At 69.1% G+C, this 14,271-nt stretch carries 12 protein-coding genes; 3 read left to right on the top strand and 9 right to left on the bottom strand.

All coding sequences use genetic code 11. The features are described from left to right. Nucleotides 1-206 precede the first annotated feature (206 nt). The 7 genes from ACWDS7_RS16590 to ACWDS7_RS16560 all read right to left on the bottom strand — a co-directional run bounded on the left by ACWDS7_RS16590 (nt 207) and on the right by ACWDS7_RS16560 (nt 8,298). The gene (locus ACWDS7_RS16590; RefSeq protein ID WP_306863990.1) at nt 207-968 is read right to left on the bottom strand and encodes a succinate dehydrogenase/fumarate reductase iron-sulfur subunit; all 762 of its coding nucleotides are present in this window, start codon (nt 966-968) and stop codon (nt 207-209) included. A gap of 2 nt (nt 969-970) precedes the next feature. Beyond that, on the bottom strand, nt 971-2,863 hold the full coding sequence (locus ACWDS7_RS16585) for a fumarate reductase/succinate dehydrogenase flavoprotein subunit (protein WP_306863993.1): 1,893 nt from the start codon (nt 2,861-2,863) through the stop codon (nt 971-973). Nucleotides 2,864-2,872: 9 nt separating this feature from the next. Next, complete coding sequence (locus ACWDS7_RS16580; protein WP_451929996.1) at nt 2,873-3,661, bottom strand: hypothetical protein; 789 nt, start codon at nt 3,659-3,661, stop codon at nt 2,873-2,875. A gap of 296 nt (nt 3,662-3,957) precedes the next feature. Next, nucleotides 3,958-4,407, bottom strand: a complete 450-nt coding sequence (locus ACWDS7_RS16575; RefSeq protein ID WP_306863999.1) for a response regulator — start codon at nt 4,405-4,407, stop codon at nt 3,958-3,960. Further along, a complete protein-coding gene (locus ACWDS7_RS16570) occupies nt 4,400-5,986 on the bottom strand; it encodes a sensor histidine kinase (RefSeq protein ID WP_451929995.1) in 1,587 nt (528 codons plus the stop codon). The genes ACWDS7_RS16575 and ACWDS7_RS16570 overlap by 8 nt, the downstream gene beginning before the upstream one ends. Further along, entirely contained in the window at nt 5,983-7,137 is a 1,155-nt protein-coding gene (locus tag ACWDS7_RS16565; RefSeq protein ID WP_306864004.1) for a PP2C family protein-serine/threonine phosphatase, read from the bottom strand. Before ACWDS7_RS16565 ends, ACWDS7_RS16570 begins: the two co-directional genes overlap by 4 nt. Before the next feature lie 228 nt (nt 7,138-7,365). After that, nucleotides 7,366-8,298, bottom strand: a complete 933-nt coding sequence (locus ACWDS7_RS16560) for a LysR family transcriptional regulator (RefSeq protein WP_451929994.1) — start codon at nt 8,296-8,298, stop codon at nt 7,366-7,368. Between the two features lie 198 nt (nt 8,299-8,496). Here ACWDS7_RS16560 and ACWDS7_RS16555 point away from each other — a divergent pair, with 198 nt between their 5' ends. The 3 genes from ACWDS7_RS16555 (at nt 8,497) to ACWDS7_RS16545 (ending at nt 12,008) form a co-directional block, all read left to right on the top strand. Beyond that, nucleotides 8,497-9,261: a succinate dehydrogenase cytochrome b subunit gene (locus ACWDS7_RS16555; protein ID WP_306864009.1), complete on the top strand. Its 765-nt coding sequence runs from the start codon at nt 8,497-8,499 to the stop codon at nt 9,259-9,261. Between the two features lie 81 nt (nt 9,262-9,342). After that, nucleotides 9,343-11,274: a fumarate reductase/succinate dehydrogenase flavoprotein subunit gene (locus ACWDS7_RS16550; protein ID WP_306864012.1), complete on the top strand. Its 1,932-nt coding sequence runs from the start codon at nt 9,343-9,345 to the stop codon at nt 11,272-11,274. Next, on the top strand, nt 11,271-12,008 hold the full coding sequence (locus ACWDS7_RS16545) for a succinate dehydrogenase/fumarate reductase iron-sulfur subunit (RefSeq protein ID WP_306864014.1): 738 nt from the start codon (nt 11,271-11,273) through the stop codon (nt 12,006-12,008). Before ACWDS7_RS16550 ends, ACWDS7_RS16545 begins: the two co-directional genes overlap by 4 nt. A 453-nt stretch (nt 12,009-12,461) precedes the next feature. Here ACWDS7_RS16545 and ACWDS7_RS16540 read toward each other — a convergent pair whose 3' ends face one another. Continuing rightward, entirely contained in the window at nt 12,462-12,953 is a 492-nt protein-coding gene (locus tag ACWDS7_RS16540) for a hypothetical protein (RefSeq protein WP_451929993.1), read from the bottom strand. Between the two features lie 737 nt (nt 12,954-13,690). Continuing rightward, nucleotides 13,691-14,269: a Clp protease N-terminal domain-containing protein gene (locus tag ACWDS7_RS16535; RefSeq protein ID WP_451929992.1), complete on the bottom strand. Its 579-nt coding sequence runs from the start codon at nt 14,267-14,269 to the stop codon at nt 13,691-13,693. Between the last annotated feature and the right edge of the window lie 2 nt (nt 14,270-14,271).

Genomic DNA, 14,271 nt, shown 5'->3' with positions numbered 1-14,271 from the left:
CGAGCAGGTCGTCGTCCGTCCGCCGCGCGAGATGCCTCACGGTCGCGATCCCGGCGGTGACGAGTGGAGCGCGCACGTGCCGGGACAGGCCGGGCCAACGGTTACCTCATCCACCGGTCCCTGTCCGACAGCGCCGGCCGCGTGGACGCGGGCCGGCGCTGACGGACAGGTGCGGCGCTGGTAGGGGACGGGCTCGCAGGGGAGGGTCAGCTCTTCGAGCCGGACCTCTTGAAGATCTTGTTGCCCAGCCAGACCAGCGGGTCGTAGCGGCGGTCGACCACGCGCTCCTTCATCGGGATCAGCGCGTTGTCGGTGATCTTGATGTGCTCGGGGCAGACCTCGGTGCAGCACTTGGTGATGTTGCAGTAGCCCAGGCCGTGCTCCTCCTGGGCGGCGTCCTTGCGGTCGGTCACGTCATAGGGGTGCATGTCCAGCTCGGCGATCCGCATCAGGAAGCGCGGACCGGCGAAGTTGGTCTTGTTCTCCTCGTGGTCACGGATCACGTGGCAGACGTTGTTGCACATGAAGCACTCGATGCACTTGCGGAACTCCTGGGACCGCTCGACGTCGATCTGCTGCATGCGGTATTCGCCGGGCTTCACGTCCGACGGCGGGGTGAAGGAGGGGATCTCCCGGGCCTTCTGGTAGTTGAACGACACGTCCGTGACCAGGTCCTTGATCACCGGGAACGTCCGCATGGGCGTCACCGTGATCGTCTCGTCCTCCGTGAAGGTGGACATCCGGGTCATGCAGCCGAGCCGGGGCTTGCCGTTGATCTCCATGGAACAGGAGCCGCACTTGCCGGCCTTGCAGTTCCAGCGGACCGCCAGGTCGGGGGCCTGGGTGGCCTGGAGCCGGTGGATGATGTCGAGGACGACCTCGCCCTCGTTCACCTCGACGGTGAAGTCCTCCAGCTTGCCCTCGCCGCCCTCGCCCCGCCACACGCGGAACTTCGCCTTGTAACTCATGGCTACTCCTTGACCAACGCGTCGAAGTCGGCCAGCTCTTCCTGGGTGATGTACTTCTTCAGCTCGTCCCGATCGAACAGCGTGATCAGGTCCTCGCGCATCGAGGGCTGGACCTTCTCCTCGACGGTCACGCCGGAGCCGTCGGGGGACAGGCCGCACACCAGGAGCTTGCGGCGCCACTCGGCCGACATGCCGGGGAAGTCGTCGCGGGTGTGGCCGCCGCGGCTCTCCTGGCGGATCAGGGCCGCCTTGGCCACGCACTCGGAGACCAGGAGCATGTTGCGCAGGTCGAGGGAGAGGTGCCAGCCCGGGTTGTAGATCCGGCTGCCGGGCGCCCCGACCCCCTGGGCCCGCTCCTTGAGCTTGCCCACCGCCTCCAGCGCCTCGGTGACCTCCTCGGCCTTGCGGATGATGCCGACCAGCTCGTTCATCGTCCGCTGCAGCTCCTGGTGGACCTCGTAGGGGTTCTCGCCCCCGCGCTCCAGCGGGGCGAGCGCCTCCGCCTTCGCGGCGTCCACCGAGTCCTGGGAGATCTTCGGCCGGGCGGCGAGCCCGTCCACGTACGAGGCCGCCCCGGCGCCCGCGCGGCGGCCGAACACCAGCAGGTCCGACAGCGAGTTGCCGCCGAGCCGGTTGGAGCCGTGCATGCCGCCGGAGACCTCGCCCGCCGCGAACAGGCCGGGGACGTCCGCCGCGCCGGTGTCGGCGTCGACCTCGACGCCGCCCATGATGTAGTGGCAGGTCGGCCCGACCTGCATGGCCTCCTTGGTGATGTCGACGTCGGCCAGCTCCTTGAACTGGTGGTGCATCGACGGCAGCCGCCGGATGATCTCGGCGGCCGGGAGCCGGGTGGAGACGTCGAGGTAGACGCCGCCCTGCGGGGACCCGCGGCCGGCCTTCACCTCGGAGTTGATGGCCCGCGCCACCTCGTCACGGGGGAGCAGCTCCGGCGGACGGCGGTTGTTGGCCTGGTCGGTGTACCAGCGGTCGCCCTCCTCCTCGGTGGTGGCGTACTTGTCCTTGAACACCTCGGGGATGTAGTCGAACATGAAGCGCTTGCCCTCGGAGTTCTTCAGCACCCCGCCGTCGCCGCGGACGGACTCGGTGACGAGGATGCCGCGGACCGACGGCGGCCAGACCATCCCGGTGGGATGGAACTGGATGAACTCCATGTTGATCAGCTTCGCCCCGGCCAGCAGCGCCAGCGCGTGGCCGTCCCCGGTGTACTCCCAGGAGTTGGAGGTCACCACGTAGGACTTGCCGATGCCGCCGGTGGCCAGCACGACCGCGGGGGCGTCGAACAGGATGAGCCTGCCGTTCTCCCGCCAGTAGCCGAAGGCGCCGGAGATCGCGTCCCCGTCCTTGAGCAGGCGGGTCACCGTGCACTCCTGGAAGACCTTGATGTAGGCCTCGGCGTCGCCGTGCAGCTTCTCGTCCTCCTGCTGGAGCGCGACCACCCGCTGCTGCAGGGTGCGGATCAGCTCCAGGCCGGTACGGTCGCCGACGTGGGCCAGCCGGGGGTATTCGTGCCCGCCGAAGTTACGCTGGCTGATCTTGCCGTCCTTGGTGCGGTCGAACAGCGCGCCCCATGCCTCCAGCTCCCAGACCCGGTCAGGGGCCTCCTTGGCGTGCAGCTCGGCCATCCGCCAGTTGTTGAGGAACTTGCCGCCGCGCATGGTGTCGCGGAAGTGCACCATCCAGTTGTCGGCGCTGTTGACGTTGCCCATGGCGGCGGCCGCGCCGCCCTCGGCCATGACGGTGTGCGCCTTGCCGAACAGCGACTTGCAGACGATCGCCGTCCGCTTGCCCTGCTGGCGGGCCTCGATGGCCGCCCGCAGTCCTGCTCCGCCGGCGCCGATGACGACGACGTCGTATTCGTGACGCTCGATTTCCACAGCTGATCCTTATGCGAACGGGAAGTTGATGATGCCCTTGGCGACCAGCCGGACGTAGAGGTCGGCGCCCATGACCGAGAACATCGAGATCAGCGCCAGTTCCTGGTGCTTGGCGTTGAGCTTGGAGACGAAGCCCCACGCCTTGTAGCGGACGGGGTGCTTGGAGAAGTGGTTCAGGCGCCCGGCCGTGATGTGGCGGCAGGAGTGGCACGACAGCGTGTACAGGTTGATCAGTACGGCGTTGACGATGAGGATCCACGTCCCGAGCCCCGCCGGCTTGCCGATGAGGGCCTTCACCGCGTCGATGGCGAGGATCAGGCCGACCACGATCGCCGCGTAGAAGAAGTAGCGGTGGATGTTCTGCAGGATCAGCGGGAAGCGGGACTCGCCGGTGTATTTGCCGTGCGGCTCGTTGACCGCGCAGGCCGGGGGCGACAGCCAGAAGCCCCGGTAGTAGGCCTTGCGGTAGTAGTAGCAGGTGAAGCGGAAGCCGGCGGGCAGCCCCAGGATCAGCAGGCCCGGCGGCAGGGTGTACCAGTCACCGAAGGGCGCGAAGCCGAACAGCCGCGACTCCGGCGGGCAGCTCGCCTCCGCCAGACACGGGGAGGCGAACGGGGCATGGTACGGGGACACGAAGAAGTCCGCGTCGAAGATCGCCCACGTCGCGTAGACGAGGAACGCCGTGAAGATGATGAAAGTGATCAGTGGATAGCGCCACCACGGATCGGTACGCAGAGTGCGCTCCTTGATCTGCGCACGCTGCCTTCTGGCCGGGCTGTCGGCCGTTGTCTGGGTCATCGGAGACCTCTCCACCTCCCGCGGACCCTACTCACCGGGGGGTCCGGGTCGTTTCAGTTGTGCCGCGCGCTGGGCCATGGTCGCGCCGGCTCACACGTGCGCGCGCGTTATTGGTGGGGATACGTTACGACGGAGCCCGGGGATTATGTGAGAAGGGTCACTCACATTTTCACTGACCGGATGTGATTCCTGTCACGTTGGTCAGGGAGAGGTCATCGACCTGTCAGGAACTCGGGCTGAACGGGACTCCAGGGAGATCCCCGGTCAGCCCGGCCCACGGCGGGGTGGGACGCCGGTCAGTAGTGCTGGTCGGAGCTGGGCAGCTTGACGACGGTGACGAAGAAGTCGTCGATCCGCCGGACCACGTTGATGAACTGGTCGAAGTCGACCGGCTTGGAGACGTAGGCGTTGGCGTGCAGGTTGTAGCTGCGCAGGATGTCCTCCTCGGACTCCGAGGTGGTCAGCACCACCACGGGGATCCTGCGGAGCTTCTCGTCGGCCTTGATGTCCTGGAGCACCTCCCGGCCGTCCTTGCGGGGCAGGTTGAGGTCCAGCAGGATCAGGTCCGGCCGGGGCATGTCGGCGTACTCGCCCTCCTTGCGCAGGAAGGCCATGGCCTGCTCGCCGTCGTTGACGACGTGCAGCTTGTTGCGGACCTTGTTGAGCTCGAACGCCTCCCGGGTCAGCAGGACGTCGCCCGGATCGTCCTCGACCAGGAGCACGTCGATCCAGCGCAGGTCATTCATCCACATCTCCAGAGGGAAGAGTCCAGCGGAAGGTCGTCCCGGGTCTGTCGGTCTCCTCGCCGTCCACCCAGATCCGGCCACCGTGGTATTCGACGATCTTCTTGCACAGCGCCAGCCCGATGCCGGTGCCCGCGTAGGCGTCGCGGCCGTGCAGGCGCTGGAAGATCAGGAAGATCCTGTCAGTGTATTTGCTCTCGATGCCTATCCCGTTGTCCGCGCAGGAGAACTCCCACATGTCCCCGTCGCGCCGTACGCCGATGTGGATGCGCGGGGACTCCTGGGAGCGGAACTTCAGCGCGTTGCCGACGAGGTTCTGGAAGAGCTGGGCGAGCTGGACCCGGTTGCCGTGCACCTCGGGCAGGTCGTCGGAGGTGACCGTGGCCTCGGTCTCCTCGATCGTGGCCGAGAGGTTGTTCAGGGCGGCCCGCAGGGCCGCGCCGGAGTCGGTCGTGGTCCGCTCGCCGCCGAGCCGGCCGACCCGGGAGAAGTCGAGCAGGTCGTTGATCAGCAGCTGCATGCGCTTGGCGCCGTCCACCGCGAAGGCGATGTACTGTTTGGCCCGCTCGTCGAGCTGGTCGCCGTAGCGCTGGTCGAGCATCTGGGTGAAGCTGGCGACCTTGCGCAGCGGTTCCTGCAGGTCGTGGCTGGCCACGTAGGCGAACTGCTCCAGCTCGCCGTTGGAGCGCCGCAGCTCCGCCGCCTGCTCCTCCAGCTTGCCCTGCGCCTCGGAGGCCCGCCGCCACTCGGCGAGGATGCGGCGGCGCATGGCGTCCACGTGGCTGGAGAGCTCGGCCAGCTCGGAGGGGCGCTCGACCCTGAGCTTGTGGTCGAAGTCTCCCTGGGCGACGGCGCGGACCTGGCCGGTCAGCTCCGCCGTCGGGCGCAGCACGGCGTACCGGACGATGAGCGTGAAGCCGATCGCGGCCAGGACCAGCACGCCGGCCACCCCGATGAGCGCGACGTAGAGAGCCTGCCAGCCCTCTTCCAGCCGGGCGCTGCCCTCGGCGTGCAGCCGGTTCAGGTGGTCCTGGAGCGCGGTGAGCGAGCGGCGGATCTCGGTGAACCGCGCGGCGTTGACGGGCGCGTTCTGCCGGTTGCTGGCCTCGGTCCCCAGCGTCGGCACGGAGGCGATGAGCCTGTCGGCGTAGTCGCGCCGCCAGGCGTCTCCGGCCGCCTTCAGCCGGGCGACCTCGGCGCCGACCGCCTGCCGCTCCGGCATCCGGGGCAGCAGGAGGTCGAGCGCGGCCAGCGCGTCGGCCTCCGCGGTGACCGACCGGCGGTAGTCCTGGAGGGACGACTCCTCGTTGGTCCTGCCGTAGGCCCGCACCGAGCTCTCCTGCGAGGTCAGCGCGTTGGAGATCTCCAGTATGCGCAGCGCCGCGGGGTCGACGACGTCCACCACGGCCACCCTGGCCTGGCGGGTCTTCTCGATCGAGGAGATGGTGAAGGCGCCGGCGATGGTGAAGATCAGTGTGACGGACACCCCCGTGAGCAGGAACCACTGCCCCACGCGCAGCTTCCCGAAGCCCGTCGCCGGCGCGGCGGCCGGCAGGGGACGGGGGCGGGGGCGGTCGCTCATCCCCGCCCGTTCCGTGAGATGAGCACGGTCGCCAGGTCGTCGCTGAGCGCGTCCTGGTTGAGCTCGGTCACCCGGTCGATGAGCCGGTCGAGGTGGATCCCGCCCTGCTCGTGGACCAGGCGGAGCAGACCCTCGGTGCCGAGCAGGTCGGGCCCGCCGCCGACGGTGGCCTCGATCAGGCCGTCGGTGTAGAGCAGCAGGGACCAGTCACGGCCCAGCGGCACCTCGATCTCCGTCCAGTCCACGCCCTGGAAGATCCCGAGCGGCGGCCCCGAGGGGGTGCCCGGCACCACGCCGACCGTGCCCTCGCGGATCAGCAGGGGCGGCGGATGGCCGACCACGTGCATGCGCGCGGTGCTGAGCGCGGGGTCGATCGTGACGATGCACAGCGTCGTGAAGATCTCCGCGGACTTGCGTTCGAGGCGGAGCACCGAGTCGAGGGTGCGCAGCAGATCGTTGCCGGTGTGCCCGGCCAGGACCAGGGTCCGCCAGGCGATCCGGAGCGCGACCCCCAGCGCGGCCTCGTCCGGGCCGTGCCCGCACACGTCGCCGACCACCACGTGCACGGCGCCGTCGGGGCTCTGCACGGTGTCCCAGAAGTCGCCGGCGAGCAGGGCCCGTCTGCGGCCCGGCAGGTAGCGGGCCTGGTGCTCCAGATGTTCGGTCTCCAGCAGCGGCACCGGCAGCAGCCCGCGTTCGAGGCGGGAGTTCTCCTTGGTGAGCAGCTCGACCTCGACCAGCCTGCGCTGGGCCAGGTCGGCGCGCTTGCGTTCCATCGCGTAGCGGATCGCCCGCGCCAGCAGCCGGGCCTCCACGTCCTGCTTGACCAGGAAGTCCTGGGCACCGGCCGCCACGGCCTCGGTGCCCACGTGGGTGTCGTTCAGCCCGGTCAGCACGAGGACGGCGGCGTGCGGCGCCATGGACAGCACCTGCTCCAGCGCTTCGAGGCCGGTCGCGTCCGGGAGCGAGAGGTCCACGAGCACGCACTGGACGTCCTCGGTCAGCCGTACGCGGCTCTCCGCCAGACTGCGCACCCAGATGATCTTCGGCGGGTTGTCCGCCTCGCCGAGCAGCTCCTCCACGAGGAAGGCATCGCCCGCGTCGTCCTCGATGAGGAGGATCGTGAGCGTGTCAGGGGGAGGGGCGGTCACTGACGCCTCTTTGCGGGATCGGGGAGCACCTATTAACGCTATGCAGAATAGTGTGACACCAGGACTTATGGGACAGCGATCAGTCTTGTCCCAGGCTCCCGGCTGCGGCGGTGGTCGGGCCCGGAGCGGACAGCTCGCCGCTCCCCGCCGTGGCGCAGTCGCCCGCGGACCTTGACCATCTTGTACGGCCCGCGCCTTCTCCGGTGTGTCATCCGGGAAATGGGTCGCTCAAGCCGTGGTGATCAATTCCACACCTTCGGGGAGGCTGCCGTCGTGGGCGGCCTCGGCGAGATAGAACAGCAGGGTCGCGCGGAAGGCCTGGGCGGCGCGGGTGGGCTCGACGTCCTTGCGGTGGGCGATGGCGATGGTGCGGCGGAGCCCGGGAGGCGCCAGCGGCGTCCCGCTCAGACCGGGGCGGCCGTCCAGGACCATCGAGGGGACCAGGGCGATGCCCAGTCCGGCCTCCACGAAACGGAGCACGGCGTCCATCTCGCCGCCCTCGACCGCCAGCCTCGGCTCGAACCCGGCATGACGGCAGGCGCCGAGGGTGGCCTCCCGCAGGTCGTAGCCGCGCCGGAACATCACCATCGGCTGCCCGCGCAGCTCCTCTATCCGCATGTACGGCCTGTGCGCGGGCGCGGCGGAGGGGGAGACGACGACCAGGTTCTCCCGCAGGATCTCCTCGGTGACCAGGGCGGGGTCGTCGCTCTGCAGGGGCAGGATGATCAGTGCCAGGTCGAGCTGGCCGCGGGCGAGGGTGCGGACCAGGTCGCGTGAGCCGCCCTCCTCGACGAGCAGCTCGATGCCGGGGTAGGCGTGGTGGAACCTGGCCAGCGCGTCGGCCATCAGCCCGGCGCAGAGGGAGGGCGTGGCGCCCAGCCGCACCCGGCCGCGGCGCAGCCCGGCCAGCTCGCCGACCTCACGCCGCGCGGTCTCGGCGTCGGCCAGCATCCGGCGCGCCAGCGGCAGCAGGGCCTCCCCGGCCGGGGTGAGGGTGACGTTCCCCCTGGCACGGCTGAACAGCGGCGCGCCGAGCTCGGCCTCCAGGGCCTTGACCTGCTTGCTGAGCGACGGCTGGGCGACGCGCATCCGTTCGGCGGCCTGAGTGAAGTGCCGGGCCTCGGCGACCGCCACGAAATAGGCCAGTTGCTGAAGCTGCACGCTTCCCTAGCGTACGGAGGGGGCGGTGCCGGATCCGGGGCGCCCCCCGGCACCGGGGAAGATGTGAGATTGCTCGCACCGGCCCGCGGGACCCGCCCGGGTAAACTCCCCGGACGCAGAGGTAATAGCCACAGGCTATGGAAACCACATCCACGATGACTTGGACGGGGGTAAAGCGCGTTTCCTAGCGTCACGTGCGTGACTGCCACGATTGAGCGCGGATCCGCCACCGCGCGGGTCAACCCCCCCGCGGAAGCCGCCGCGAAGAACGCGAAGCCCGACAGGCCCGGCGGGCTGCTGGGCACCTCCAACGGGAAAAAGGCGGTGATGGCCGTCACGGGCGCCATCCTGGTGCTCTTCCTCATCGGCCACATGGCCGGGAACCTCAAGAGTTTCTTCGGCGCCGAGTCCTTCAACGCCTACGCCGAGTTCCTGCGGACCATGGGCGAGCCGATCGTCCCCAGGCGCGTCCTGCTGACCGTCGTCGAGGTCGTGCTGGCCGTGGCGGTCGGCCTGCACATGTGGTCGGCGATCTCCCTGGCCCGCCGGGCGAGCAAGGCCCGCCCGGTCAAGTACGCGGCCAAGCGCAAGTCCCAGGCGGGCGGCTACGCCGTGCACACTATGCGCTACGGCGGCGTCGTCATCGTCCTGTTCGTCATCTGGCACCTGCTGGACCTGACCTTCGGCACGGTCAACCCGGCCGGCTGGGACGGCACGCCGTACGAGAAGCTGGTGCAGGGCTTCGACCCCTCGCGCTGGTGGGTCACGATCTTCTACGTGCTCGCGGTCGTCATGGTCGGCCTGCACCTGAGGCACGGCCTGTGGAGCGCGTTCCAGACGCTCGGGCTGGCGAGCGGCCGCAGCTACCGCCCGCTCAAGGGCGTGGCCGCCGCGATCTCCGCGGTGCTGGTCCTCGGTTTCCTCGCGGTCCCCATCGCGGTCATGGCCGGAGTGGTCAAGTGAGTGGACCCGACGCAGTGAGCGCGGCGACGGACGCCGTGGAGCAGGCCATCCGCGTAGCGAACGAGGAACGGTGATCGGACGATGACGACCCTGAAATACACCGAAGGCGAGCCGATCCGCGACACCAAGGCTCCCGAGGGTCCGATCGAGGACCGCTGGGAGAAGCGGAAGTTCAGCGCCAAGCTGGTCAACCCGGCCAACAAGCGCAAGCTCAACGTCATCGTCATCGGCACCGGTCTCGCGGGCGGCTCGGCCGCCGCGACCCTCGGCGAGCTGGGCTACAACGTCAAGTCGTTCTGCTACCAGGACTCGCCCCGGCGCGCGCACTCCATCGCGGCCCAGGGCGGCATCAACGCGGCCAAGAACTACCGCGGCGACGGCGACTCGATCTACCGGCTGTTCTACGACACCGTCAAGGGCGGCGACTTCCGCGCCCGCGAGTCCAACGTCTACCGGCTCGCCCAGGTCAGCGTGAACATCATCGACCAGGCCGTGGCCCAGGGCGTGCCGTTCGCCCGCGAGTACGGCGGCCTGCTCGACACCCGCTCCTTCGGCGGCGCGCAGGTCTCCCGGACCTTCTACGCCCGCGGCCAGACGGGCCAGCAGCTGCTGCTGGGCGCCTACCAGGCGCTGGAGCGGCAGATCGCGGCCGGGACCGTGGAGATGCACACCCGCCACGAGATGCTCGACCTGATCGTCTCCGACGGCCGGGCGCGCGGCGTCATCGTCCGCGACATGGTCACCGGCGAGATCGAGCGGCACGTCGCCGACGCGGTCGTGCTGGCCAGCGGCGGCTACGGCAACGTGTTCTTCCTGTCCACCAACGCCAAGGGCTGCAACACCACGGCGATCTGGCGGGCGCACCGGCGCGGCGCGATGTTCGCCAACCCCTGCTACACGCAGATCCACCCGACCTGCATCCCGGTCAGCGGCGACTACCAGTCCAAGCTGACCCTGATGTCGGAGTCGCTGCGCAACGACGGCCGCGTGTGGGTGCCGCTCAAGGCGGGCGACGACCGGCCCGTCTCGCAGATCCCCGAGGAGGAGCGCGACTACTACCTGGAGCGCATCTACCCGGCGTTCGGCAACCTGGTCCCGCGTGACATCGCCTCCCGCGCGGCCAAGAACGTCTGCGACGAGGGTCGCGGCGTCGGCCCCGGCGGCCTGGGCGTCTACCTCGACTTCGCCGACGCGATCAGGCGGCTCGGCCGCGACGCGGTGGAGAAGAAGTACGGCAACCTCTTCGAGATGTACGAGCGCATCACCGGCGAGGACCCCTACACCCAGCCGATGCGCATCTACCCCGCCGTGCACTACACGATGGGCGGCCTGTGGGTCGACTACGACCTGCAGTCCACGATCCCCGGCCTGTTCGTGATCGGCGAGGCCAACTTCTCCGACCACGGCGCCAACCGCCTCGGCGCCTCCGCGCTGATGCAGGGCCTGGCCGACGGCTACTTCGTGCTGCCGACCACGATCGGCGACTACCTCGCCAACGGCCCCTACGGAGAGGTCGACGAGGAGGCCGTGGCCGAGGCCGAGATCGCGGTCCGCGAGAAGATCAACAAGCTGCTGTCGAACAACGGCAGCCGCACCGCCGACTCCTACCACCGTGAGCTGGGCAAGCTCATGTGGGACTACTGCGGCATGGAGCGGACCGAGGAGTCGCTGCGCAAGGCGCTGGAGCGGATCCCCGAGCTCCGCGAGGAGTTCTGGAAGAACGTGAAGGTCTCCGGCGAGGCCGACGAGCTCAACCAGGCACTGGAGCGGGCCGGCCGGGTGGCCGACTTCTTCGACCTGGCCGAGCTCATGTGCATCGACGCGCTGCACCGCACCGAGTCGTGCGGCGGCCACTTCCGCGCCGAGTCGCAGGACGCCGACGGCGAGGCCCTGCGCGACGACGAGAACTTCGCCTACGTCGCGGCCTGGGAGTACGGCGAGCAGGGCCCGGTCCTGCACAAGGAAGACCTCGACTACGAGTACGTCAAGATGAGCCAGCGGAGTTACAAGTGAACCTCACTCTCAAGGTCTGGCGCCAGAAGGGCCCCGAGGACAAGGGCCGCATGGTCACCTACCGCGTCGAGGACGTGTCTCCCGACATGTCCTTCCTGGAGATGCTCGACGTGCTCAACGAGCGTCTCATCCTGGAGGGCGACGACCCGGTGGCCTTCGACCACGACTGCCGCGAGGGCATCTGCGGCATGTGCGGCATGGTCATCAACGGCGTCGCGCACGGCGAGCAGGTGGCCACCACCACCTGCCAGCTCCACATGCGGCACTTCGAGGACAACGCGGTCATCACCATCGAGCCGTGGCGCGCCGCGCCCTTCCCGGTGGTGAAGGACCTGGTCGTGGACCGCTCGGCGTTCGACCGGATCATCCAGGCGGGCGGCTTCGTCTCCGTTCCCGCCGGGTCCGCCCCCGACGCGCACAGCGTCCCGGTCAAGAAGGTCGACGCCGACGCGGCGTTCGACGCGGCCACCTGCATCGGCTGCGGCGCGTGCGTCGCCGCCTGCCCGAACGGCTCGGCCTCCCTCTTCACCGCGGCCAAGATCACTCACCTCAGCCTCCTCCCGCAGGGCCAGCCCGAGCGCGACTCCCGCGCCAAGGCCATGGTCGAGCAGATGGACGCCGAGGGCTTCGGCGGCTGCACCAACACCGGCGAGTGCACCGCGGTCTGCCCCAAGGGCATCCCGCTGGACACCATCGCCCAGATGAACCGGGACTACCTCAGGGCCTCCAAGTAGGTCGGGTGAACCGCGCCGCGGGCCGTACCGGATCCTCCTCCGGTACGGCCCGCGTTTCCGTGTCCGGGCACGGGCGTCGTGGTGTGGCCCTCCCGCCCGGTCCTACCGGTCGGTCCTACCGGTCAGGCCGGACCCGGGAGCGGGACTGGTCCGGCGAGTGGTCCCAAATGGCGCCGCCGACGGCGGGCTGCGCCGGGTCGGCCGTTTCCAGCCCACCCGTGAGGCGGGAGCGGTGAGCTTCTCCGTCAGCCTTCCCGCCTCTGTCGGCTCACCGCGGAAGAGCCGCACCCAGAGCCAGAAACACGGCTCAAGATGACTGTCAGCCGGTCATCGCAGGTCAGGTGGTAACCGGCCCGAGCAGCCGAAACGGCCCGCCGAGACATCCGGCGGACCGTCACGAGAAGTCGAGGCCGGCCCTGGACGGGCCGACGTCAGGCAGCGGTTCCGGTGTCCTCAGCCTCCACAGCCGGTGCTTATGTCGAACTCAGTGATCACCCAGCCGCTGTCGTACTTCTTCCAGGAGGCCTTGGCGAAGTTGCCGAGGTAATTCCCGCTCGCGTCCTGTGGACAGGCCGGCAGCGTGGCGACGTCCTCCGCGGGAAACTCGATCTCTCCGTACATAGTGATTCCCCACTCCTTCGGCGGAGGCGCGGTCCGCTTGTCGGCGAACGAGACCACGACCTGTTCGCAGGTGTCGCCCCACGCGTCCTTCCACCGCCGCATCTCGCGGGTGAATTCGGCGGAGGCCTCGGCCGACATCAATTCGCAGACCTGCTGCGGCTTCCTGCTGAACAAGCCTTCCATGACCATCGCATAGGACTCTTTCGGAGATTCCGGAAACCCGGTGCGGACATCGCCACCGGCACTGTCCTGACCATCGCCACAGCCGACCGTCAGGGCGATGGCGGCAACGGCCAGTGCGCCCCCTGTAACGCGAAAACGCAAGAGTGGTCTCCTTGGTAGTGCATCAATGATGCCGAATAAACAGGCCAAAGCGCCCGCTGACGCGGGCCAAAGATCGAGATCTTACAGCGCCCGCCCCGGCTCATCCGTTGCACACGGCCACGCGGTCCCACTCCTCGGTCGGAGATCATGGCCCACCACCCCACCACCGACCGAGCAGGTCCACCGGAGCCGCGAACAAACCATGACATGGCCTACGCACCTGGCCGTTGTCGGTGCGGGCCTCCTTCCTGGCGGCGAACGGCCTGTACCGGGAAGAACGCGTGAGCCCACATGTGGCCATGGCGCAGCGGATCATGTGCGACTGGATTGGCGCAGGCCGTATCGGGCGCTGGAGCGGATGCGGCCGGTGGCGTGGACATGCGCGTGCCGAGCCACGGTCTAGGAACTGTGCGAGGGCGGCGGCCGGGCGTTCCCGCGGCGGACCGTTCAGCTTGACGGCAACCGGCAGATGGACGAGACACCACGGTGGCCTCTCAAAGAGGCTCGGGTGATCTGGACGGCGTTGCTGTCCGGCGGAGCCCGGTGGAACGGGCGTGGTGGCGTGGGATCTGGAGGGACGGCGTCGCCACGCCTGCCGAGGAGCCAGGGGTCAACCGGGTGGCCCCTGGCCCACTTCTCTCTTTCTGTTTCCAGCAGCCCGTCTCTCTCCGTGTCCCTGGTACCCGTCATCGTCTCTGTCCCCGGTGGTCGCCGATGGAGGGCTCGCCGAGCGGGTTCTAACCGGCGGCTCGGTGGGGGCCGATGTTCTCGACGATCTCCCGGCGCAGCGTCCCGGTGTCGACGAGTGCCTCGTCGAGGACGCGGCGGGCCAGGCCGTCGCCTCCCCGGAGCAGGCCCAGGAGGATGTGGCCGTCGCCGATGTGCCTGTGCTTGAGGGCGAGAGCCTCCCGGAGGGAGAGCTCCAGGGTTTTCTTCGCACCGGGGGAGAACGGGATGTGACGGCCGCTGCGGAGGCGGCCACGGTGGTCTCGCTCCGGTTCCCGGTCGAGGGCGCCGGGGCCGAAGGCCGCTTCGACCTTCTCCCGGATCGCGTCGAGGTCGATGCCGATCGTCTCCAGGGCGTCTCTGTCCAGCTCCTCGGTCGGTGCGGGGCCGATGAGGCGGACCACCGCGGCGGACGCCTCCGCGTGGTCGAGCCCGTGCCGGGCCAGAAGGCGTGCCGACAAAGTGGCCGGCTGCTCGCACAGGCCGAGCAGGAGATGCTCGGTGCCGATCCGGCTGTGGTGAAGCCGCCGGGCGTTCACCTGTGCGAGCGTCACGACCTGCCGGGCTTCGTGTGTGAACCGTTCGAACATGC

It is taken from the genome of Streptosporangium sp. NPDC003464 (assembly GCF_053588315.1).
Note: the sequence above shows the minus strand (reverse complement) of the source record. Positions and strands in the feature narration are given on the sequence as shown.

What these genes read in the sequence shown, in the direction of transcription:
- ACWDS7_RS16590 (WP_306863990.1), bottom strand. Translation starts at nt 968, where the DNA reads ATGAGTTACAAGGCGAAGTTCCGCGTGTGGCGGGGCGAGGGCGGCGAG.
- ACWDS7_RS16580 (WP_451929996.1), bottom strand. Translation starts at nt 3,661, where the DNA reads ATGACCCAGACAACGGCCGACAGCCCGGCCAGAAGGCAGCGTGCGCAG.
- ACWDS7_RS16575 (WP_306863999.1), bottom strand. Translation starts at nt 4,407, where the DNA reads ATGAATGACCTGCGCTGGATCGACGTGCTCCTGGTCGAGGACGATCCG.
- ACWDS7_RS16570 (WP_451929995.1), bottom strand. Translation starts at nt 5,986, where the DNA reads ATGAGCGACCGCCCCCGCCCCCGTCCCCTGCCGGCCGCCGCGCCGGCG.
- ACWDS7_RS16550 (WP_306864012.1), top strand. Translation starts at nt 9,343, where the DNA reads ATGACGACCCTGAAATACACCGAAGGCGAGCCGATCCGCGACACCAAG.
- ACWDS7_RS16535 (WP_451929992.1), bottom strand. Translation starts at nt 14,269, where the DNA reads ATGTTCGAACGGTTCACACACGAAGCCCGGCAGGTCGTGACGCTCGCA.